Source organism: uncultured Traorella sp. (assembly GCF_944327115.1).
In the GTDB taxonomy this organism is placed as follows: domain Bacteria; phylum Bacillota_I; class Bacilli_A; order Erysipelotrichales; family Erysipelotrichaceae; genus Traorella.
Map to the genome: position 1 here is coordinate 10,729 of NZ_CALVGS010000055.1, position 21,876 is coordinate 32,604.

Annotated in this window: 19 protein-coding genes and 1 pseudogene; 7 read left to right on the forward strand and 13 right to left on the reverse strand. The window is 37.2% G+C overall.

Annotation, left to right across the window (positions count from 1 at the left end; all coding sequences use genetic code 11):
• Nucleotides 1-69: 69 nt before the first annotated feature.
• Both Q0K35_RS05650 and Q0K35_RS05655 read right to left on the reverse strand, forming a co-directional pair.
• Entirely contained in the window at nucleotides 70-1,821 is a 1,752-nt protein-coding gene (locus Q0K35_RS05650; RefSeq protein ID WP_294561698.1) for an ABC transporter ATP-binding protein, read from the reverse strand.
• The gene (locus Q0K35_RS05655) at nucleotides 1,796-3,622 is read right to left on the reverse strand and encodes an ABC transporter ATP-binding protein (protein ID WP_294561699.1); all 1,827 of its coding nucleotides are present in this window, start codon (nucleotides 3,620-3,622) and stop codon (nucleotides 1,796-1,798) included. The genes Q0K35_RS05650 and Q0K35_RS05655 overlap by 26 nt, the downstream gene beginning before the upstream one ends.
• Nucleotides 3,623-3,793: 171 nt before the next feature.
• Here Q0K35_RS05655 and Q0K35_RS05660 point away from each other — a divergent pair, with 171 nt between their 5' ends.
• The gene (locus Q0K35_RS05660) at nucleotides 3,794-4,261 is read left to right on the forward strand and encodes an NUDIX hydrolase (RefSeq protein ID WP_294561700.1); all 468 of its coding nucleotides are present in this window, start codon (nucleotides 3,794-3,796) and stop codon (nucleotides 4,259-4,261) included.
• Nucleotides 4,262-4,339: 78 nt separating this feature from the next.
• Here the strand turns inward: Q0K35_RS05660 and Q0K35_RS05665 are convergent, their stop codons facing one another.
• Complete coding sequence (locus Q0K35_RS05665; protein ID WP_294561701.1) at nucleotides 4,340-5,104, reverse strand: SDR family NAD(P)-dependent oxidoreductase; 765 nt, start codon at nucleotides 5,102-5,104, stop codon at nucleotides 4,340-4,342.
• 99 nt (nucleotides 5,105-5,203) lie between these two features.
• Here Q0K35_RS05665 and Q0K35_RS05670 point away from each other — a divergent pair, with 99 nt between their 5' ends.
• Nucleotides 5,204-5,758 carry a TetR/AcrR family transcriptional regulator gene (locus Q0K35_RS05670; protein WP_294561702.1) on the forward strand — a complete coding sequence of 185 codons (555 nt, stop codon included), beginning with the start codon at nucleotides 5,204-5,206 and terminating at the stop codon, nucleotides 5,756-5,758.
• Nucleotides 5,759-5,767: 9 nt separating this feature from the next.
• Here the strand turns inward: Q0K35_RS05670 and miaA are convergent, their stop codons facing one another.
• From miaA to Q0K35_RS05690, 4 genes are read right to left on the reverse strand one after another with little or no spacing between them, the layout of a single operon-like run.
• Nucleotides 5,768-6,676 carry a tRNA (adenosine(37)-N6)-dimethylallyltransferase MiaA gene (gene miaA, locus Q0K35_RS05675; RefSeq protein ID WP_294561703.1) on the reverse strand — a complete coding sequence of 303 codons (909 nt, stop codon included), beginning with the start codon at nucleotides 6,674-6,676 and terminating at the stop codon, nucleotides 5,768-5,770.
• A gap of 10 nt (nucleotides 6,677-6,686) precedes the next feature.
• On the reverse strand, nucleotides 6,687-8,501 hold the full coding sequence (gene mutL, locus Q0K35_RS05680; RefSeq protein WP_294561704.1) for a DNA mismatch repair endonuclease MutL: 1,815 nt from the start codon (nucleotides 8,499-8,501) through the stop codon (nucleotides 6,687-6,689).
• A 9-nt stretch (nucleotides 8,502-8,510) separates the two neighbouring features.
• Entirely contained in the window at nucleotides 8,511-11,045 is a 2,535-nt protein-coding gene (mutS, locus tag Q0K35_RS05685; protein WP_294561705.1) for a DNA mismatch repair protein MutS, read from the reverse strand.
• A 59-nt stretch (nucleotides 11,046-11,104) separates the two neighbouring features.
• Nucleotides 11,105-12,697, reverse strand: a complete 1,593-nt coding sequence (locus tag Q0K35_RS05690; protein ID WP_294561706.1) for a hypothetical protein — start codon at nucleotides 12,695-12,697, stop codon at nucleotides 11,105-11,107.
• A 73-nt stretch (nucleotides 12,698-12,770) separates the two neighbouring features.
• On the opposite strand from Q0K35_RS05690, the gene Q0K35_RS05695 reads away from it, so the two are divergent.
• A complete protein-coding gene (locus Q0K35_RS05695; RefSeq protein ID WP_294561707.1) occupies nucleotides 12,771-13,982 on the forward strand; it encodes an FtsW/RodA/SpoVE family cell cycle protein in 1,212 nt (403 codons plus the stop codon).
• 9 nt (nucleotides 13,983-13,991) lie between these two features.
• Here the strand turns inward: Q0K35_RS05695 and Q0K35_RS05700 are convergent, their stop codons facing one another.
• Nucleotides 13,992-14,762, reverse strand: a complete 771-nt coding sequence (locus tag Q0K35_RS05700) for an NAD kinase (protein ID WP_294561708.1) — start codon at nucleotides 14,760-14,762, stop codon at nucleotides 13,992-13,994.
• Between the two features lie 55 nt (nucleotides 14,763-14,817).
• Between Q0K35_RS05700 and Q0K35_RS05705 the strand changes: the two genes are divergently transcribed.
• Together Q0K35_RS05705 and Q0K35_RS05710 are read left to right on the forward strand one after the other, a co-directional pair.
• A complete protein-coding gene (locus Q0K35_RS05705) occupies nucleotides 14,818-15,363 on the forward strand; it encodes a CYTH domain-containing protein (RefSeq protein ID WP_294561709.1) in 546 nt (181 codons plus the stop codon).
• Nucleotides 15,360-15,620, forward strand: coding sequence for a DUF1294 domain-containing protein (locus Q0K35_RS05710; protein WP_294561710.1), 261 nt, complete (start codon nucleotides 15,360-15,362; stop codon nucleotides 15,618-15,620). Before Q0K35_RS05705 ends, Q0K35_RS05710 begins: the two co-directional genes overlap by 4 nt.
• A 137-nt stretch (nucleotides 15,621-15,757) precedes the next feature.
• Here Q0K35_RS05710 and Q0K35_RS05715 read toward each other — a convergent pair whose 3' ends face one another.
• Entirely contained in the window at nucleotides 15,758-16,285 is a 528-nt protein-coding gene (locus Q0K35_RS05715; RefSeq protein WP_294561711.1) for a hypothetical protein, read from the reverse strand.
• A 386-nt stretch (nucleotides 16,286-16,671) separates the two neighbouring features.
• Between Q0K35_RS05715 and Q0K35_RS05720 the strand changes: the two genes are divergently transcribed.
• A complete protein-coding gene (locus Q0K35_RS05720; protein ID WP_294561712.1) occupies nucleotides 16,672-18,363 on the forward strand; it encodes a transposase in 1,692 nt (563 codons plus the stop codon).
• A gap of 117 nt (nucleotides 18,364-18,480) precedes the next feature.
• Here Q0K35_RS05720 and Q0K35_RS05725 read toward each other — a convergent pair whose 3' ends face one another.
• From Q0K35_RS05725 to Q0K35_RS05735, 3 genes are all read right to left on the reverse strand, one after another.
• Complete coding sequence (locus tag Q0K35_RS05725) at nucleotides 18,481-19,356, reverse strand: IS256 family transposase (protein WP_294561713.1); 876 nt, start codon at nucleotides 19,354-19,356, stop codon at nucleotides 18,481-18,483.
• A 628-nt stretch (nucleotides 19,357-19,984) separates the two neighbouring features.
• On the reverse strand, nucleotides 19,985-20,137 hold the full coding sequence (locus Q0K35_RS05730; protein ID WP_294561714.1) for a hypothetical protein: 153 nt from the start codon (nucleotides 20,135-20,137) through the stop codon (nucleotides 19,985-19,987).
• Nucleotides 20,134-20,460: a hypothetical protein gene (locus tag Q0K35_RS05735; RefSeq protein ID WP_294561715.1), complete on the reverse strand. Its 327-nt coding sequence runs from the start codon at nucleotides 20,458-20,460 to the stop codon at nucleotides 20,134-20,136. The genes Q0K35_RS05730 and Q0K35_RS05735 overlap by 4 nt, the downstream gene beginning before the upstream one ends.
• A 518-nt stretch (nucleotides 20,461-20,978) precedes the next feature.
• Here Q0K35_RS05735 and Q0K35_RS11560 point away from each other — a divergent pair.
• Nucleotides 20,979-21,230 (forward strand): transposase, encoded by a 252-nt coding sequence (locus Q0K35_RS11560; protein WP_365936213.1) that lies wholly within the window; start codon nucleotides 20,979-20,981, stop codon nucleotides 21,228-21,230.
• 196 nt (nucleotides 21,231-21,426) lie between these two features.
• Here the strand turns inward: Q0K35_RS11560 and tnpA are convergent.
• Nucleotides 21,427-21,869, reverse strand: a pseudogene (tnpA, locus tag Q0K35_RS05745) (IS200/IS605 family transposase).
• Nucleotides 21,870-21,876: the final 7 nt, after the last annotated feature.

A 21,876-nucleotide genomic window follows, 5' to 3' on the forward strand; every position in this document is an offset into this window, starting at 1 on the left:
AAGTTATTAAAAAGCTGTAAATATGTTCCTGAAACATGATTTACAGCTTTTTTTCACAATTTTTTATGTCTATAAAGCATAATTTTTTGCCTGCGTCGTAAAAAGCTTATAATAAAGGCTTTCCTTCTTTTTCATCAAATTTGTATGAGTATCAAAATCACTGATCCTGCCACCATCAATGACCAAGATACGATCACAGAAAATCGATGATGACATGCGATGAGAAATATAGATGGCCATTCGATCCTTGGCAAGTGCATTAAAATTTTCATAGATCTCAGCTTCCGCAATCGGATCCAAGGCACTGGTCGGTTCATCTAAGATCAATAGATCTGCCGGTTTTGCCAGAGCTCTGGCAATCGCAATCTTTTGTGTCTGTCCACCTGAAAGCTCGACACCTTTCTCATCATAGGCCTTTGATAAGATCGATTGCCATTTATTCGGCAACTTCTCGATTATCTCTCCTACCCCTATATCATAAGACAGCTCTCTTGCTTTCTCTTCATTAATATGAAAAGATATATTGTCTTTAATCGTAATCGCAAACATCTTATAATCCTGAAAAACAGTGCTGATCATCGACATATACGATTCGTAATCATATTGTGAAACAGGAATATCATTGATCAGTATCTTACCCTTGGTCGGTTCATACAAACGGCAGATTAATTTTACGATCGTCGTCTTACCGGCACCATTTAAACCGACAATTGAAATTTTCTCATTCTTATGGATCGTAAAGGTGATATCATCTAAGATCAACGTATCTGTATTCGGATATGCAAAGCTGACATGATCAAAACTGATGCTTCTGATTTCCTTTAATTCTCTTTTTCCTTCATGTCTTTCTTCTTGGATATCCATAAGTTCAAGAAGTGGTTTGACATATTCAATTGAGCGCATAAAATTACTGCTGACCTGAATCATATTACTGATACAGTCTGAAAAGCTTATTGCCGCCGATACCGTCAAAGAAAAATTTGAAATACTAGCTCCCGTTACAATCGTCCGTACACCTACTAACGCATATACAAAGGCCATTTGTACATAGCGTACAAGGGAGATCAATGTCTGATAAAAAGATTGTTCAAGGTTCAACGAAGTAAAATAACCGGCAACGATATTCGCAAATGCATTGAATTTATCAAACAAAAGATCAAATTGTGTATATAATCTGAAATCTTTGCCATTTTTCTCTGCGACGATCGTATCCATATAATAACCATATTTGAAATTGATCGGTAAAAGCTCATGAAAAAAACGAATCTGTGATTTCATTGATAATTTCACTAAGATTATGTTCAATAAGATTCCGATTGCCAATATGACAACCAAAATAGGATCAAACGTAAAGATGATAAGTCCAAGGCCTGCCAGAGAAAGAATATTAGATATGATCTTAAAAAAGCTGTCACATAAAAGATAAACAGTTCCCATATTATTGATACCCATCTGTACATTTTTCTTTAATTCCATATAATAAGGATCCTCAAGATAAGAAAAAGGCAGGGACATGATTTTTTCAGAAATCTTCTGGTTGATGATTTCCTGCATGATCACTCGATGAATCTCTAACAGACGTTTTGTAATTTTATTCAATAAAAGTAATATAATCTCCACAACGGTAATGAATACGACCATTTGACAGGCTTTTTCCAATTGCTTATTTTCAATGCATCCAATCAGAAGTGAGATCGTATAAGCACTAAACAATGTTTGTACCGATGTCACCAATGAAGAGCCCATCCTGACAAAGAAATATTTTTTATGAGCCTGATATGCGAATTTCACAAATCTAGGCAAGACATTCTTTTCTTTCATTCTTCGCTTCTCCCTTCTGATAATACTGTCCTTGTACTTCAAACATATGATAATAACCTTTTTTTAGAGCCATCAGCTCTTCGTGAGTGCCATACTCCTGTAATCCGTTTTCATCAAAAAATGCAATTTTATCACAGAATTTCGTTGATGAAAGCCGATGAGAAATATAGATGGCTGTCTTATTTGAAACCAGATCATCAAAGGACTGATAAATCTCAGCTTCCGCAAGGGCATCCAAAGCACTTGTCGGTTCATCAAGGATCACGACATTGCCGTTTTTATATAAGGCACGGGCGATTGCTACCTTTTGTTTCTGTCCGCCTGAAAGATCGACGCCTTTTGGATCGATGCTTTTCACCAAGGATGTATCATAGCCATGCGGCAGGCTTTCGATTGTTTCTTCCAGCCCCACACGCTTTAGACACATCCTTCCTCTCTCTTTTGATGATTCATCCGTATCATTGCCAATCACATTCTCAAGAATGCTTCCGGCATATATTTCAAAATCCTGAAACACAGCACTAAACATTTTATAATATTCCTGTTTACAAAATTCAGATGCTTTGATTCCATTGATAAGTATTTCACCGCTTTCCGGTTCAAACAAACCACAGATAAGTTTTACGATCGTTGTTTTCCCTGCACCATTTGTACCGACAATCGCCAGTTTCTCTTTCGCATGGATCTTAAAATTAAAATCTTTAAGGATATATCTTTTTGTATTTGGATATCGGAAGCTGACATTTTTAAATTCAATTTCAATCGGTGTTTCTTTATCAAAGGCCATTCTCCCTGTATTTTCACTATAATAGCTTTGATCCATCACCATTTCGAAATAAGTGCTGCTTAGCTTAAGATCTGTCATCATGATCGACAGATTTTCTGAAAAGGTACGCATGATCGTCGTAAATCCTACAACCGATGACAGATATAAAGATACAGAAGCTAAACCCAGTTGTCCTTGAAAAAAGCCTTGGACGATCAAATAATAAGAAATTGCATCCTGGATCAAAAGAACAGCCAGCTCGAAGAATCCGATTTTTAACTTCTTATCTTCTATTTCACGAATGACCTGTACATATTGCTTCGATTTATCTTGATAGATCTTTAGAAGCGGAAATTTAAGCTCAAATACTCGTATATCTTTACCATAAGCAAAATCAGAACATGTATTATTGAAATAATTAGCCTGACGGAAAGCCCTGGCTTCGTCATCTTCTTTAGTATGTGCATAATTAGAAATCGAACGATTGATCCACGTTATCATACATGCAGCCACGATACAGATAATTCCTATCCAAATACTGAATTGACTGATCAACACAAAGAAAAGTACGATACTGACAAAATCCGCTGCTAATATACCTAACATGGAATAAACGTGCTGGAAGCCGCGGCCATCACTCTCCAAAGCTCGAAACCCTACATTTACATGATCTTGAAATCGAGAATCTTCGATATATTTATAATCAACATCATGATACAGCCTGGCACAACGATTGAACTCATTTTGACGCAGACGGATATATTTACTGCCGGCAAAACCTCCTATCATTGTTTTTATTGAAAAACATATCACGCTTGCCATCGTCAATACAACGACCCTTATGATCAACTCCTGCTCATTCTTTGAACCTTGAATGACATCAATGATCAGCTTTGCATAGAATACTGATATGATCGGTATCATCCCTCCAAAAATTGCACTTAATGCATAACATAAATATAAATAACTCATCTTTACTTCTTTGATCAATTGAAGCTGTTTCTTCAATGTTGATAATATGCTGAACTTATTCATAGCGATTTCCTTCTTTCTGTCCTAATTTTAAGATCCGCATAGATAAAAGTAAATAACTTAGCAGTTGAACACAACAACTCTTGGTTGTATGTATCTCAACTGTTTGTTGTTTCATACTTTACATTTCAATTTAACAACGTTATGATTAGGTATGCTTAAAGGAGAATAAATATGTCATCTTATATCATGGATCTACGAAAAATCGTCGGACACCGGCCTCTTCTTCAGGTTGGAGCAAGCGTCATCGTAGAAGATAAAAATAACCGGATCCTGCTTCAATTGAGAAGTGATAATCATTGCTGGGGTTATCCCGGCGGCTCTGTTGAATTAGATGAAGAAGTAGAAAGTGCCGCTAAAAGAGAGCTTTTGGAAGAAACCGGATTAATGGCTCATAACTTGGAGCTGTTTGGTGTATTCAGCGGAAAAGATCTGCATTATATTTATCCAAATGGTGATGAGGTATCTAATATTGATATCGTCTTTCTATGTACCAATTATTCCGGAACCCTTACATGTCAAAAGGGTGAGGTTGATGATTTGCAATTCTTTTCAATTGAAAACATCCCTGATAATATTTCACCACCAGTAAGAAAACAGATCCAATTATGGATCGATAGGCATGAAAATAAACACTCTTGACAACATATTTCCAATATATTTCTATAAAAAAGCTCCATACCACGAAAGATATGGAGCTAAATGTTTATATCAACAGTCTTAAAATCTTGTATGTCCTCCATCTACACCGATTGTCTGACCAGTTACAAACCTTGAATCATCACTTACCAAAAACATCACTGCTGGTGCAATATCTGTATCCGGATCACCTAAACGTTTAATCGGTTGAGGTTCCATAGCTGCTTTATATCCCTCAGGATCATATTCTTTCCATGTTTTTGATGCTTCAGTCATTGCTCCCGGACATATAACATTACATGTGATTCCGAATTCACCATACTCTTGTGCAGTAATTCTTGTTAAACCTCGAATTGCTTCTTTTTGTGAACCGTATGCACTAAAGGTTGCCATACCTTCAACACCTGTATAACTTGCAGTATTTACGATACGTCCATAATGATTTTTTTTCATATAAGGTAAGGTATATTTAGTAAAGAAAAACGTTCCTAAAAAACCTGTTTCCCAGCAAAGCTTAACTAATTCTGTAGGTGTTTCGTCAAGAAGTTTAGGTAATGCTGATGAATCTGTTGCTTGAGCATTATTAATTAGAATATCAATTTTTCCATATAGCTCAATAGTTTTTTCTATTGTTGCTTTTACATTATCTTCATCAGCAACATTTGTTTTTATAAATACCGCTTCATATCCTTCCTCCTTCAATTCATGTGCAACAGTTTCACCGCTTTTCTCATTAAACTCAGCAATGACAACTTTCGCACCTTCTTTGCACAATGCTTTCGCATATGCTTTTCCAAGTCCTGCTCCTGCCCCGGTTACGATGGCAATCTTGTTTTCAAATCTCATATTATGATCCTCCTTTGATTACAATTAACATTATATTGTGCTATGATAAGGTCATCAATATAACAGTTTTGTAAAGATACAAAAGGAGGCTTTTTGTTCATGAAAAAAACCTATAAAGATAGAATGATCGTCAATGAATGGTTTGTAGATGCACTTATTCAACTTATGGATAATAAAACGCTCTCTAAAATCACGATTACTGAATTAACAAAAAAAGCGGGGGTTCCCCGCGCTACTTTCTACAGATACTTCAATGAAAAAGAAGATATATTAACAAAATATTCCGAATATCTGACTGAATTATTATCTTTAGAATACAGAGAAAAACTTCCGGATGAGGATCCTGTTTTCATACTTTTCAGTTTTTTAAAACAACATCGCAAATACCTGAAAATTCTTGTTAAGAATCATAAGCAAGATATCATCTTAAATTCCATCAATCAAAATATAGAAGAAATGATGCTTGATGACAAAAATAAACTGATTGCTTCTTATCATGCAGGAGGTATTTATAATATCATTGTAGAATGGATAAAAAGTGATTTTAAAGAAAGTCCGTTTTCTTTATCCAAAGAAATAATTCACCTCATAAACAGCCACTATTATAAAGAGATCATCCAGTTTTACACTTCTACCTTTCAAAAGCTTTCTTGAATGATGCTCTTAACCTTCTATCCATTGATCTATATCTTTGAATATATGTTGTTCATAATCCTTTTCTTCAATATCATACCAATGTACTTTCATCTGATGATTGAACCACGTATATTGCCGTTTCGCAAAATTACGGGAATTTTTTTTGATGAGTTCTACGGTTTCTTCAAGTGAGCTTTCATTTTGGAAATAATTCTTCCATTCCTTATAACCGATTCCCTGTAAGCTTTGGAGATTCCAATCGGATTCATCATGAATCAACGATTTTACTTCTTCCAAAAGACCTTCTTCCATCATCTTATCAACACGCTGGTCGATACGCTCATAGAGTGTTTCACGTGAGGCAGTGAGCCCGATCACATAGGCATCATAAATTGGCTGATGCTGTTGAGCTTCTTCCTTTTCACTTTTTTTATTGCCTAAATGAGCACGCATCAACGCTCTTTCAACGCGTTTACGATTGTTTTTATGAATCGTTTCGCATGCTTTAGGATCCACCACCTTCAACATTCCATAACATTCATCATTGCTTCTTGACTGCAGAAAGGCTTTAAAGTCCTTATCCTCTTCTTCATCAGCAAACTCATAGTCATAATAAAGTGATTTGATATACAATCCTGTTCCTCCGCAAATGATCGGAAGCTTATTATTCGAGCTGATTTCTTCAATATACTTCCGGGCTTCACTCTGAAATACTTTGACATTAAATTCATCTTTATAAGAAAAGCAATCAATCATATGATGAACGATGCCTTGCATTTCTTCAGGCTTTATTTTCGCTGTCCCGATCGTCATTTCTTTATAGACCTGCATCGAATCACCACTGATAATTTCACTGTTATATTTTTTTGCAAGGTCAAGGCTTAATTTCGTTTTACCTACGCCTGTCGGTCCTACCAGAATGATTATTTTTTTCATAATTTCTCCCTTAACGACTGAATTCTTTGATCAGCTGTTCATCCGTTATACAAATCAAGGTCGGACGACCGTGTGGACAAGTAAAAGGCTGTTCACATTTTCTTAAATCCTCGACCACTTGCTTCATTTCATCCATATTGAGCTTACGGTTAAAACGAATGCTGGAATGACAGGCCAGTGATGCCAAAGCTGCTTTACGCAGACTCTCGGCTTGGATCTGCTGGTTTTTCTGATAATAGTCAAAAATATCCAGCATAAATTTAGTGATATCCGTATCCTTGAGCCATATCGGAACTTCACGCAATATAACCGCATCTTCACCGAAACATTCACATTTCAGCTGCATATGGGCAAGCATCTTATTGATATCTTCCAGCTGAACAAGGATGGCCGGGGATACCTTGATGATTTCAGGTATTAAAAGTGTCTGCATATCACATGGCTTAAAGATATTGTTACGCAGTACCTCATAGTGATATTTTTCCTGTGCGGCATGCTGATCGATGATATACAATCCCTTATCTCCCTGTGCAAGTATGTAGTTGCCGTGAAACTGGCCGATAACACTAAGAATCGGAAAGGATGGATTTACAGCAGGTTTCACTTCTTCCGTAAAATCCATATTTTTTTCTTCCTTTTGTGGTTCTGGAATTTCTTCCATGACATCTGTCTTTGGATCATCTATATTTTTTTCATCTTTCAAAGTATCTTCTTCGGTTTTTCGATATTCTGTAAAGCTTTCATGCACTTCTTGATGCAGCTTTGTTTCATTTGGATAGATATCAAAGGTTGGCATTTCAACCTTGATCTTTTCTCTTACCGGCTGCATTTCAGGTATTTGCAATTTATTTTTAAGTGCATTTTGAATCGTTGTATAAACTAAATTCTCTAATTGCTTTTCTTTTGATAAACGAACCTCCCATTTTGATGGGTGGACATTGACATCTAAAAGCTGTGCATCCATCGTTACATTTAAAACAACGATCGGATAGCGGTCCTGCGGCATATATGCATGATAAGCATCCTGGATGGCCTTATAGATGCGTGGATGACGAACCATACGCTGATTGATATAAACATACATATAATATTTAGTTGCCCGATTAATATTTGGCTGGATCGCATAGCCTTCAATCGTATAATCATCATCCTTGCCATAAAGAGGGATCGCTCCTTTAGCGGCCTCTCTGCCGAATATCTGAAAGATGACTTCTTGCAGATTTCCTTTTCCCCCTGTTTTAAAGGTTTCAATATGATTGTGAGTTAAAAGGAAGGATATATTTGGATATCCTAAAGCAAATTTCTGAATGACATCACTAATCAATGAAAATTCATATTGAGTCGTTTTTAAATGTTTATAACGGGCCGGTGTCTTCGCAAACAGATTTTCGATATCAATCTGTGTCCCTTTCGGTGTTGCATATTTCTGATAGGCCACTCTTTCGCCATAAAAGACCTGAATCATCGTTGATTCACTGCCATTATTCGTTTTCATCGTTACTTCACTGACAGAAGCTATCGAAGGAATGGCTTCCCCACGAAATCCTAATGAATGAATATTCCACAGATCGCTTTCTTCTTTGATCTTGCTTGTCGCATGACGTTCAAATGCCATGGCCGCATCTTCACGATCCATGCCATCTCCATCATCAATAATTGTAATTTTTGAAAGTCCTCCATCCAGAATATGTACTTCAATATGTGTCGCATGCGCATCAATAGAATTTTCTACACATTCCTTAACGATCCCCATCGGTCTTTCCACAACTTCTCCGGCAGCGATCATATTGGTGATATGCTTGCTTAATTGTCTTATTTTGGCCATAGGACCTCCTTATCTTTGATTCAGCTTTTCTTGAAGCTTATATAGATATTCTAATGCCTGCTTCGGTGAAAGAGCATCTACATCCATCTGTGCAATCTGATCACAAAGCTGTTTTTCAAATACATTTTCTTCTTTTTTAAACTCATAATGTCCTGCCAGATTTAAATCCAGCTTTGTCTGACTTTCAAGACCTGCCAATATCTGAGTCGCTCTTTCCAGAATGGATTCAGGCAGCTTTGCCAGACGTGCCACATTGATACCATAGCTTTTATCTGCCTTGCCCGGAAGCACTTTATAAAGGAAGGTAACATGATCATTTTCCTCATGAACCTCAACATGCAGATTACGAATGGTATCATATTCCTCTTCCAAAGATGTCAATTCATGATAATGAGTGGAAAAAAGTGTTTTCGCACGAATCGTCTGATCGATATATTCGATCATCGCATGTGCCAATGACATACCGTCATAGGTTGATGTTCCACGTCCGATCTCATCAAACAGAATCAATGAATTTTCAGTAGCATGTGTCAGAGCCTGATTGGCTTCCATCATCTCTACCATGAAGGTTGACTGTCCGCTCATGATATCATCACTGGCACCGATTCTTGTAAAGATCTTATCGAAAATAGGCAACAATGCTTTTTTCGCAGGAACAAAACAGCCGATCTGAGCCAATATCACGATACTTGCCATCTGTCGCATAAAAGTAGATTTACCACCCATATTTGGACCTGTGATTATATTAATATTTTCATTTTCTCTCATGACCAACGAATTTGGAATATAACGATTTCCTTTGATGACCTTTTCTAAAATCGGATGACGTCCGTCAATAACTTCAATTTCATGCTTATTCGTAAATACAGGACGGATATAACCATTTTCATTTGATACGACTGCCAATGAATAAAGACAATCAATGATCGCACAGGCATTGGCACATTCATGCAGCTTCGGCAAATAGCTCTTGATCTGAGAAATCAATTCATTGAACAGATTGACTTCACGACGGATCGCTCTTTCCTGAGCATGCAGGATCGCATCCTCATGATCCTTCAATTCCTGTGTCACATATCGCTCGCAATTTGTCAATGTTTGTTTTCGGACATACCCGTATTCATCTTTGACCAAAGGTACATTTCCTTTAGAAACTTCTATATAATAACCGAATACACGATTATAACCGACCTTTAGATTCTTGATCTGTGTCTTTTCTCTTTCCTTCGTTTCAAACTCTAAGATCCATTCCTGACCATTTTTTCCAAGTCTTCGATATTCATCCAGCTCTTCATCATATCCATCTACGAATATATTACCATCCTTGACATGGATGCTTGGCTGATCTACGAATGCGTCCTTCAGCTTCTCATAGAGGGGCTGGCATGGATCACATTTAGCCAGATAGGCATAAGGTTTACATTCACGAATGATGTCTAATATCTTTGGTATTACTGAAAGCGTCTGTGCCAGACGAACACAGTCACGTGGATTTGCTGTTGATATGGCAACTCGCGCACATAACCTTTCAAGATCATAAACATTGGATAGATATTCCTTCAACTCATCCTTTATGATGAAGTTGCCATTCAGATAATCAATGGCATCTTCTCTTTTATTAATTTCCTTCATATCAATGAGCGGTGCTTCGATCCATCTTCTCAGCATACGACTCCCCATCGCACTTTCACAATGATCTAAAAATGACCAAAGCGTCTGTGATTTTGAATTTGTACGTAAGGTCTGTGTCAGCTCCAGATTCTGTTTCGTGGAAAAATCCATCTGCATCGTTTCTTCTTCACTGATCATCTCAACCTTACTTAAATGTGACATGACCATCTTCTGTGTTTCTTCAAGATAATTTGTTAATTGAGCAAAAGCATTTATAATTCCCTCATCATCAATATGTGAAACCAAATCTTCATATACATCATGCATATAAAGATTATCATTTGTTGAAAGGGTGATATTCAGATCCTCGATGACCTTTTTGAATTTACTGTCAAAATGAGAAGACACAACGATCTCACGGACATTCTTGCTTAAGCATAATCGTGTCAATGCCTGAACACTGCGATCCGCCTTTTGTCCGTAACATTCTCCTGTCGTAATTTCACAATAAACGATCGATAAGCCAAACTGTGTATCAGCAATGGAAGCAATGAAATAACTCTCTTTTTCATCTCCGCCTTCTTCCATCCATGTTCCGGGAGTAACGATCTTGATACAGCCTCGCTGAACGATCTTACCGGCCACCGGTTCTTCCAATTGTTCAATGATCGCAACCTTGTATCCCTTCTGCGTCAATCTTTGAATATAACCGTTTGCCGCATGATAAGGGATCCCACACATCGGAACCCTCTCTTCCACACCTGCATTTCTTCCGGTCAAAACAAGATCCAGCTCTTGTGCCGCCGTTTTCGCATCGTCAAAAAACATTTCATAAAAATCACCTAATCTATAAAATACGATACAGTCCTGATATTTTTTCTTTTCCTCCAGATACTGCATCATCATAGGGGTATATTTTACTTCTTCGCTCATAAAAAACTCACTCCTGCCTCACTCTATTATATCAAAAAAAGACCTTTCAAAGTAGGTCTTTATTCGTTTGTTTCACTTTTTTTCGTATCATTTTGAACAGGTGGAAATTCCTGAATGGTTTCTTTCTTCATACGCACGATATAATCCTTGACCATCGTTGAGATATTACCGATACGTATCAAATAACCATTCCTGCTTTCAAGCAATAAATAAGCTCCTTTATTCTTCAAGGAATCATAATCTACCATTTCACGGTTCACAAATTTGATCGTCAGCTTATCCGGTGTCGAATGGGCCTCGATGATATTATCGAGTCCGCCGAGATTTTCAACGATTTCGGCACAGATCTTATCCTTATCCACCATCTGGAATAAACCTAAAGCATATTTCTTAAAATAAATCCTTGTAAGGAAATAAAAGATAACGGCAATGATCAATCCAACAGCTAATAGCTTATACACGTTATATGCGATATATGGATTTCTTAAATATTCCAACAAATCCAGACCGCTTCCCGGATCAGCCAATATCAGCAGTTCCGAAAAATTATATCCGACAACCACGTGGAACATTTGCAGGAAAGCATATAAAAGACCAACGATCACGATATATATCAGATAAAGCATCGGTGATAGGATCAGCATGACGATTTCAGCCGGTAAAGGATTACCGCAAAGGATCGTTAATAAAAATGCGATGATAAAAAATCCTATATATCTTTTCTTATCCTCTATATTGCTGCAAAGACGATAATAAGCCAGATAAAAAGCCGGTATGATAAATAAATTGATCACATAATAAGGAGTAATGAACGTTCCTGAGGTCATCGTACTCATTCCTGCCTGACGCTGAGCCGTCCATATCGCCACATCTCCTGAAAATTTCAGTCCGACATTATTCAGCCAGCTGCCGCCCATTTCACTGAACCAGAAAATCTGCCTTGGAATATCCAGAAGTCCTAATACAGCACTGATCCTTTCAAACATGCCATAAAGCAATAAATTGACCGGATTTGAAATATCACTGGCAATGATTTCGAAAAAGGCATTCATCGTATTGGCAACAAATGGCCATACATAAGCAATACCTACTCCACATAACACGCTGACGATCATGGTCATCACTCCTGCCATCGCATCATGATCTACAAATGACGTAATTCCGAAGATAGAATACTTTCTTGAGCGTATATAACAGAAATGCGTGATCGCAAATGCAAGTATATAACCAAAGATCCCTAATTGATATGGCATCCGTATTGATGACAACGTACCGGAAATCTGATTAAAATCAATTTCCGTAATATTGAAGATCGATTGATAAAAATAACTTGGCAAAGATGGATTTAAAAAGAATACCATCGAAATATGAATGATCAAATAAGAAAGTACACCGATCATTACAAGCATCGAAGATTCATATCGGTGTGATAAAATATGTACATAGACAAGGAAAGGAAAGAAATAAATAATGCTTGCCCCCATATACCGAAGCAGTTCAAATACCTGTATTAAAACGGGATGATCGATCTGCCACAAAAATGTGACATTAGGATTTAGGACAATTGTCCCTATTCCAAGCAACAATGTTCCAATAAAAAGCATTTTTAATGGAAATTGAAGTATCTCTAATAATGAATGCCATTTTGACATACAATCACCTCTCATATATAATAACATTATTAAGTGTTCAGTTCAAACAACACTTTTAAGAAGGAGTGACTTCATGAATAAATATCTTCATCGCGTGAAAGAACCAAAGAAGTACGACTACATCCTTATTGTAATTGTCGGTTTATTAGTCTGTTGCAGTCTGGTTGCGATTTATTCATCTTTAAAACAGCTACAAGCTTATCAGTCAAATATTGTTTTTACACAGTTCCGCTGGGTCTTGATCAGCTTGGTAGCAGTAGGTGTTATCTTATATTTTGGTAATGAGTCTTTATATGATTTTATTGAAATCATTTATAAGATCTTACTGGTGCTTTTGATCATCCTTTTCATCGATATGGTGCTATTTAAGCTTACCGGACGCCATCTTCCCGGAGGACTCATTGATGATATCAACGGAGCGATCAGCTGGTATAACATTCCGGGTCTGGGAAGCTTACAGCCTTCAGAGTTCATGAAGATCGTTTTAGTCATCAAAACAGCCCTGATCATTAATGAACATAATGAGAATAAGACCGAAAACAGTTATGAAGAAGATATACAGCTGTTTATCAAGATTGCAAAGCTTTGCGCATTGCCTTTGATCCTCATTCTTCTTCAGCCGGACACAGGTCTTGTTATGATCATCGGTATCAGTATCGTCCTCATGGTCTTATGTTCGGGTATCCGCAAGGAATGGTTTCTGGTGTTCTTTACGGCAATCGTCATCATTGTTCTGTTGTTTTTATATCTTTATTTTTATCAGCGCAATATCTTGAATATCTTTCTTCAGGATCATCAGTTAAGACGATTTGACGGCTGGTTCTATCCGGAGGAAAGCGTCTTAGAGGATGGACATCAGCTCTATACTTCACTACTGGCCTTGGGTTCTGCCGGATTGACCGGTGTTGGTTTGCAGCCAACGACCATCCAGCTTTCAGAAGCTAATACAGATCTTATTTTTGTTATTTTTGGTCAATCCTTTGGCCTTGTGGGCTCTTTATTTTTATTATGCTTATGTTTCCTGCTTGATTATCGTATTTATCGCATCATCGTCTTATCTGACAATGCCATTGAAAAATATATGATGTGCGGCTTTTTAGGTATGATCGTTTATCAGCAGATTCAAAATATAGGAATGGTCGTCGGTCTATTGCCGATTACAGGTATCACATTGCCATTTGTTTCATATGGCGGAAGCTCCCTACTGTCTTATTTTATAGCCTTAGGCTTTATCTTAAATGCTTCCAGCAAAGCAAAAAAATTAAGTGACTATGTTTATGACTAGTCACTTTTTTTAATAAAGATCTCTCAATCTTTCCAAATAATTGATGTTTCGATATTTTGCGAAATGTACTTTTTTATCACTCAATGATACTTCAACTTTTTTCGCATGATCCAATAATAAATGTTTTTGGTCATAACATAAAATCGCATCATGAAAATTATCACTGAAAAATTCGATCTTCCGATGAGGATCCATGATATATGGCACTCCTAATGAACGATACTTCTGATGATGGATACCTGTGATCTCATGCAGCTGCAATAAATTCAAGCCTTCTTCAATCACGGCTCCCTTCAATGAACGATTATAAGCTGTTGATCCGGATTGTGTTGAAACACACATTCCTGTACCTCTAAAGGTTTCAAAAAGAACACCATCAATTTTCACATCCAGCAGCTGTGTCCTCACGACATTTTCAATCCTCATTTCATTGACAGCATAATAAGCCTCATTCTCACAAACTATTTTAAGAAGAGGTACGCTTCTGATAATCGGATCTTTATTAACGACATCAAAAATACACTCATCGACTTCATCAATCGTATAATCCGTAAAAAAGCCTAATGTACCTGTATGAATGGCAAGGAAGCTGCAGTTATCAATAATATCCAAATATTTATGTACGGCATAAAGAAATGTACCATCGCCACCGATACATAATACTAGCTGTGGATTTTTTTTATCATACACCCAACCTTTTTCAGTTAACTTTTCTTTTACTATTTGTTCGATCTGAATCGAAGTTTCATCTTTTTTTGCGACAATACCAAACTTTTTCATTTCCTTCTTCCTTTTCTGCTTAACCTATTGTATCATAAAGACATAGGTGATGAAAATGATAAATAATTTAGAAGTTGAATATAAAATACTTGTGACAAAAGAAGATTTTGAAAAATTATCTGCATTATATCAAGATAAAACTTTTATCAAGCAAATCAATTATTATTATGATACAGAAGATCTTGACTTAAGAAATCAAAAATGTGCTTTAAGAATACGTGAAAAAAATAATACTTTCCTTATAACTTTAAAGACGCCTGCTTCTAAAGGCCATCACGAACATGAATGTTACGTCAATGAAAATTCATCTAAGGCTTTTGAATCTTCCGAGATCAAGGAACTTCTTGATCAGTTAAACATTGAAAAACCACTCATGGAGCTTGGTAAATGTGTTACTTATCGGGCTGTCGTTGAATTAGGAAAGGCTGAATTATGCTTTGATATCAATGAATATAATGGTATCACAGATTATGAGATCGAATATGAACAGACAGCTGAACATGACGGTATCTCTGAATTTAATAAGATTTTAAGTCAGGTAAATTTAAGATATGAAAAAAATTGTGCAAGTAAAATAAAAAGGACCTTGCATTCAAGATGACCTATCTGATTGTTTATCTATTTGTAATAAATGTTATTACCTTTATTTATATGGGAATTGATAAAAGAAAAGCTAAAAAGCATACTTTTCGCATACCGGAAAAAGTGCTGCTTTCATTATCTTTTCTTGGTGGCAGCTTAGGTACGCTGATTGGTATGTTTTTCTTTCACCATAAAACTCATAAGTGTATCTTTAAATTTGGTATTCCTGTGTTATTTCTCTTAAATCTTTTCGTTATTTACCTGATTTATCGGTAATCATCACAAAGACATCCAATACTTAAAAAGGGCGCTTTAAAAAATAGCGGGAAAAATAAAAAACCTTCGCTTTTTTTAAGATAAATGTTGCTGATTATCATTAAATATACCGTAGTGATAATCAAAATAAGCTTCTTTTAAAGAAATAGGCATCTTGGTGGAGAGGATTTCCTGAGTTGATATGAATCTGGCTTTGTTCCTTTCAGATTGATCTTCATATAGAAGGCATCCAGTTCCACTTCGCTGGTGACCTTTTCTTCATCATAGACCAGGGAAAGACAGCGGTAAAGCTTATGGCACATATAGAAACATGTGGTCACGCTCAGTTTAAGATAATAGGCTTCTTCTCTCAGAGACATGCCTGTAATTTCAAGATCGATGAATTTCATCCATTTTTCTTTAGGGAGACGGCAGTGATAGAAAAAAAGATTCGTTTTGCCGGAAAAAGAAGCATGGCAGTGGTTACAGAAATATCTCTGTACATGATTTTCGTCATGTCCGTTCTTTTTGAAATGAACGGAACCGCAGACAGGACAGCACATATTTTCATTGACGAGCGTTATTTTATCGCTGAGCAGAAGAGACTGAAGATATTCGATCATTGACTTGATCTCATCTTTATTCAGTTTGGAAACAAATTGTTGGATTTCATTTTTTGTACTCATATAGTTACCTCTTTCCTGATATCTATATAATAAAACGCAATTCAACATCATTTATGTTATCTATCATTTTATCAGCAACATTTATGTTACTATTCACCGAAGAAGTGAGTGAAAAAAGCCTGTCAACAGTTTTTTTCCACATCTTTAACTTTTTTTCTTAAAATCCATAGGGCTTATTCCTTTGTTTGAGACGTTTTCAGAACCCTTTTCTGAAGAGGTCTCCTTTTATTTGTTTTTTTCTTAGCGGTGCTGTATTTCCTCTATAACGTCTTTAAATCCTTTTTTTATGATATTGATTTGTTTTTTCTTTCTGAATCCCTGAAAAAGTTTTCCACATCCGGACCCCTGAAATCCTGTGTTATAATATCTTCAGAGGATTTAGATGTATGAAAACCTGTGATAAAAGAACTTTAGAAACGATACTCAAACACAAGGAATATTTCGACTGCAGACTCGTCGAAATCGCTTCAAATGCCCAGACTGCCATTAAAAAGCTTCAGGACAGCCTCGATATTCTGAAAAAGGAGAACAGAGCTCTTTCCATCGATCTTACAAGAGCGAAACTGAATCTAAAAAGCAGAAACGAGGAAATTGAAAGAATCCGCAGCTTCGCAAAGAAAAAATCTGAAGAAAACGATGATCTTCTTGAACGGCTGAACCGTCTGGAAGAAGAGATAAAAAAGAGCCGGAAGGAAATCGAAGAAAAATCAAAGCAGGTGGATGAGCTTGTCAGAAAGAATAATGAATTCTATGAAAAGCTCAACCGAAAGATCAGACGTCTTGAATCATCCAACTCGACCAGCTCCAGTATGTCGACTTCCTTTGATGTGCTTTCGCATACGAAATCAAAGGCAAATGCCAGTACAAGAAAAAGATCCACCCTCAAAAGAGGCGGACAGAAGGGGCATGCAGTTCACAGGAGCGCGCTGTCAGAAAAGCCGGATGAAATCATTATCCTGCTTGTAGACAGAGCTCCCGCCGGTGCGGCTGAATCAGCGGATAAGGACGGAAATACTTACTATGCGACGCAAGAGATCGATTTCGTGATGAAGAGCCGGATCACCGAAACGAGATATTATGAATGCGAAGAGGGAGCAAGGCTGGATGAATCCGTCATGAGAAAATACGCCATCAACAGTGTGGCCTATACACCGCACTTTAAGGCTGTTTCAGTATACCTCAACCAGAAAGGGACCATTCCTTATCAAAGGCTGTGTGAAATGATGGATGAGATCAGCGGCGGGCACATAAAGCTGAGACCTTCGACGATCGTCAGCTGGAACGACGAGGTACATGAAAAAAGTCTGGAAGCGAGAAAGGAGATCCTGCGCTCGATGATGGGGCATTATATCATGCATGTGGACGAAACGGGGGCAAATGTCGGCGGGAAGCTGTGCTGGATGCAGGCCATGACGAATGACAGGGGGAGTTATTTTGTCATAACGGAAAAACGCGGCGACAGGGAATGCGGGCCAGCCACCCTGCTGAGCGAATACGAGAACATCGTCGTGCACGATCATTTCAGAGCGTATCAGAGACTGGAGAAATGCATCCATGCAGAATGCAATGCACATATCGACAGGTATTTGAAGTGCGGGATAGAAGTGGACAAAAATAAAGAGTGCGAAGAAATGCTGGAGCTGATGCACGGCATGCCGGCAAGGAAAATCGAACTGATCGAACAGGGGAAAGAAAAAATGGAGGAAGAAGAGATTGCAGGATATGAAGAGAAATATCTGGAAATAGCACGGCGGGGACTGAAGAAGTACTACCGGACACATAAGAATTATGAGAAGAAGTATGAGCCGGAATATGTGCCGACATTTAAAAGGATGACTGCCTACAGGGATGATCATTTAAGATTCATCCGTGATTTTCGCGTGCCTTACACGAACAATGCGGCGGAAAGGCAGTGCAGGATCATAAAGGCAAAGAAAAAGGTATCGGGACAGTTTGTATCGATGGCAGGAGCGGAAGCCTATGCGGATGTGATGACGATTCTGCAGACATCAAAAATCAGAAAAGAAAATGCCCTGGCTAATTGGGTTTGTCAAGAAAAGTGTGTAAGTAATTTTTGAATATCTGTTGGCACCTTTAAAATGCTCTTGTCTTTTACAAATTATTTTTATAGATGTACCAAAGGCCAGGCAGTTCTTCTTCAGAACTTCCTGGCTGATTTCTATAAACATTTCATTTTAAAGACGTATGTACTGATCAATACGATCCTTGAATAAATCATTGACCATAAGTTGATTCAATACCATGGACCAGTTAGGAATAAACCCTGTAGACCATTTCTTCTCCAATTCTGTGATACGGAGATACAGAAGCTTGAACAGCGCAATTTCATTAGGAAAGGCTCCTTTTTTCGTGACTTTGCGAAAACTAGAATTTACTGCCTCGATCGCATTGGTAGTGTACATGATTTTTCGTACAGAACTTCCGTAATCGAACAACTGTTCAACATGTGCGTAGTTTCTTTTCCATACCTCTACAGCTCCCGGATACTGGCTCCATTCTTTACAGAAGGTCTCGAATGAAGCATTTGCCGCCTTTAGATTAGAGGCACCATATACCTTCTTCAAACTTTGGGTGAACTTCTTATAATCTTTGTTTGGAACATACTTGATAGAGTTGCGGATCAGATGGACGATACATCTCTGTACAACGACTTTAGGGAATATCGCCTTTGCCCCGGCTTCCAATCCGGAAACTCCGTCCATTGAAATAAAGAAGATATCTTCCACACCCCGAGATTTGATCTCATCAAAAATTTGCATCCAGTAGTTCTTGCTTTCGCTTTCGCTGATCCAAAGTCCAAGGATCTCTTTTTTACCATTGAGATCATAGCCAAGTATTACATAGACAGCACATTCCTTGACTTCATAGCCGTTTCTACGATTGCCATCTTTCTTTGGTCCCTTGTCGTTAGAATCATAACCCAGGTGATGATTCATTTCTCCCTGGAGCATGGCCTCAAACATAGGACCAAACAAATCTTTGAGAGCGTTATTCATGTCTTCTGCGGTTTCGGGCTGATAGGCATCTAGGATAGCCTGTGCTAGAGCCACTTTTTTTAGATCTCTTTTTTTCTTGTCATTTCCATATTTCCTTTTCTCCTTCTATGATAGCATAAAACTATAAAAAAACCATGTGAGCTGAGCCGTACGCTCTCAACTTACACGATTTATATTACACTCTCGGCTAATTTAGAAAAGATCTTTAGCTAGGTTATTTTCTTATTCCTCGGTGAATAGTAACAAAAGAACGTTTTTTAATATAAGTTACAACGATTTTTTCCTATCTGCATCATAAATTCCTGCTTCAGTAAAATTCATCATTTCAATAAAACTCACAATTGCAGCATTAGTGCTATTGATAAGAGTCCTTGCCCTACGCAATAATACCTTTTGATTGCCTACATATATTTCTCGAACTCTAGAAGGCTCTTTATTCGTATAAATTTTCATTAAATTAGGCATTTTTGTGGAAAGTCTAGCATATTCAAAAAAGTCATACCAGAGAAATAACCAAATATCTCATTGTTGTTATTAATATATTTTTTAACAATTACTTTTCTTGGATCAATTCTACTTTTACCTAGTGGTGCTTCTATAGGAATATAATAGACACCTTTTTCAAATCGGATTTATTTTTTCATCACAAAATTTTGGCTCTTTTCAATAAATCCGTTGATGTCTATACAGCGAAGCAGCCATAGTTGTATTCACCATATGCTTCAAGCAGATCTACAGGAATTTCTTTCAGAGAAATATCTTTGACTTTAAATTTAGATCTTTCTTGTGCAGTTGTCATATAGACTTCAATAGCCTGTTTTTGAATTTCGTTCATCGAATACTTAATTTTCTTGTATAAGCAGAAAAAATCCAGATATCCCTGTAGATGACGAATAGAGATTCCCCTGTACTTTGATAAAGTAATTCAATTTCGTTATGCAGTGCATTTAACTCTGCCAGGGAATGTCCTTTCTTCGATATATGTCCCTCTGATTTAATTTCGTCATACGCTCTTCCTGTCGCTTCACTTATGTTCTTATAACACTGCTTCATATCGGAAATAAGATAATGATTGTAATCATCCTTTTCAAAATAGCTTATCATCTCATCGACCTTTTCCTTTGTTTCAGACCCGAGTCCATGAATTTCAATAACCATTTGATCTGTTTCATCAACTGTACTGAGAATGCACACCTTATGATGGCTGATCCCCCGGCATGAAGAAGATTTTCCTCTTTTTTTGCTTATTCTTGGAATATTCTTCGGCTTTGTCCCTTTAAGATTGACAGGAAGATATAAGGCATCTATTTGAGTATCACCGAATAGTTTTAATTTTTTTTAGAAGCTTGATGGCATCATATAATTTATGGTGCATGGAAAAGGCAGCAGTCTGCGAAACCCCGATGGTCTGTGCACTTTCCCTTAAAGTCAGATGCATCAGCTCGCACTGAATGAAGAATATCCACTGTTTGTAGCTTAATTTGGTGGAATAGAAAATGGTATTTGTAGTAGCGCCAAAAGGCTTGCCGCATTCTCTGCAGATATATCGCTGCACGCCATGATCATGACCGTTCTTAACGACATGATTTCCCTGACAGTGAGGACAAAGAGGTCTGTGTTTTGATTCAATACACGAAGCTTTCAAAGAAGCCCAACTTCCAGAATACAACGAATTTATATCGATTCTTGAAAACTGGAGAACAAAAATATTAAACTCTTTTAAAAGACCTATTGATGAAAGAAAGCTTAGTAATGCTCTTTCAGAAAACTCCAACGACCAGATTCGGACCTGCTTGACAGTTTCCAACGGAATAAGCAACTTCACAATATTTAGAAAACGCTACCTAGTGGCTCTAAACAGGAAAGTATTTCATTCCATAAAAGATCAATTAAGATTAGATAAATATACCACAAAAAAAACAAAATAATTTAATTGAAAAGCTTTTTCTCGGCAAAAAACAGATGATAATTAGGTTTCACATCTTTTATATCATCTGTTTCTCTTCTTTATAAACCACTCACTAGTTTAAATTACCAAAAACTTCTCTAATATCATCAATAAACTACCCCGGGGTAGAGCCCACGCAAAGTTAAAGCTTTGCTCGGGGTATTAGTTTTAGTTGGTTATACATGCATATGTAACTGCTTGTACTCATTTTGTTTCCCCTGATTTCTCACATATGCCTGTATTACATCCTCATTCGTATTCTTTCCTACACTTGATACATAATACCCGTCGCTCCAAAACGATCCTCCCCACAATTGCTTCTTCACTTGCGGACACTCAGCAAATATGCGTTTCGCTGTAATGCTTTTTATAGTAGTGATGATCTTTGCTGGACTATAGTTCGGTGCTGACTGTATCAGGAAATGCACATGGTCCTTGTCTGCCCCTATTTCTAGAAAACTTATCCAGTCATATTCTTTTTCTATTTCCCCACATATTGCCTCAAATATTCATTTACTGTTTCTTCAATCACTATGCGACGGTATTTCGTCGGGCAAACAAAATGATAGACGAGATTTGAAACATTATGTGAGTTGTGAATCAGGATACTTTCTCCCATGTATAAC

Coding starts and splice junctions, on each gene's coding strand:
- Q0K35_RS05650 (WP_294561698.1), bottom strand. CDS start 1,821: ATGAAAGAAAAGAATGTCTTGCCTAGATTTGTGAAATTCGCATATCAG.
- Q0K35_RS05655 (WP_294561699.1), bottom strand. CDS start 3,622: ATGAATAAGTTCAGCATATTATCAACATTGAAGAAACAGCTTCAATTG.
- Q0K35_RS05660 (WP_294561700.1), top strand. CDS start 3,794: ATGTCATCTTATATCATGGATCTACGAAAAATCGTCGGACACCGGCCT.
- Q0K35_RS05665 (WP_294561701.1), bottom strand. CDS start 5,104: ATGAGATTTGAAAACAAGATTGCCATCGTAACCGGGGCAGGAGCAGGA.
- Q0K35_RS05670 (WP_294561702.1), top strand. CDS start 5,204: ATGAAAAAAACCTATAAAGATAGAATGATCGTCAATGAATGGTTTGTA.
- miaA (WP_294561703.1), bottom strand. CDS start 6,676: ATGAAAAAAATAATCATTCTGGTAGGACCGACAGGCGTAGGTAAAACG.
- mutL (WP_294561704.1), bottom strand. CDS start 8,501: ATGGCCAAAATAAGACAATTAAGCAAGCATATCACCAATATGATCGCT.
- mutS (WP_294561705.1), bottom strand. CDS start 11,045: ATGAGCGAAGAAGTAAAATATACCCCTATGATGATGCAGTATCTGGAG.
- Q0K35_RS05690 (WP_294561706.1), bottom strand. CDS start 12,697: ATGTCAAAATGGCATTCATTATTAGAGATACTTCAATTTCCATTAAAA.
- Q0K35_RS05695 (WP_294561707.1), top strand. CDS start 12,771: ATGAATAAATATCTTCATCGCGTGAAAGAACCAAAGAAGTACGACTAC.
- Q0K35_RS05700 (WP_294561708.1), bottom strand. CDS start 14,762: ATGAAAAAGTTTGGTATTGTCGCAAAAAAAGATGAAACTTCGATTCAG.
- Q0K35_RS05705 (WP_294561709.1), top strand. CDS start 14,818: ATGATAAATAATTTAGAAGTTGAATATAAAATACTTGTGACAAAAGAA.
- Q0K35_RS05710 (WP_294561710.1), top strand. CDS start 15,360: ATGACCTATCTGATTGTTTATCTATTTGTAATAAATGTTATTACCTTT.
- Q0K35_RS05715 (WP_294561711.1), bottom strand. CDS start 16,285: ATGAGTACAAAAAATGAAATCCAACAATTTGTTTCCAAACTGAATAAA.
- Q0K35_RS05720 (WP_294561712.1), top strand. CDS start 16,672: ATGAAAACCTGTGATAAAAGAACTTTAGAAACGATACTCAAACACAAG.
- Q0K35_RS05730 (WP_294561714.1), bottom strand. CDS start 20,137: ATGAACGAAATTCAAAAACAGGCTATTGAAGTCTATATGACAACTGCA.
- Q0K35_RS05735 (WP_294561715.1), bottom strand. CDS start 20,460: ATGGTTATTGAAATTCATGGACTCGGGTCTGAAACAAAGGAAAAGGTC.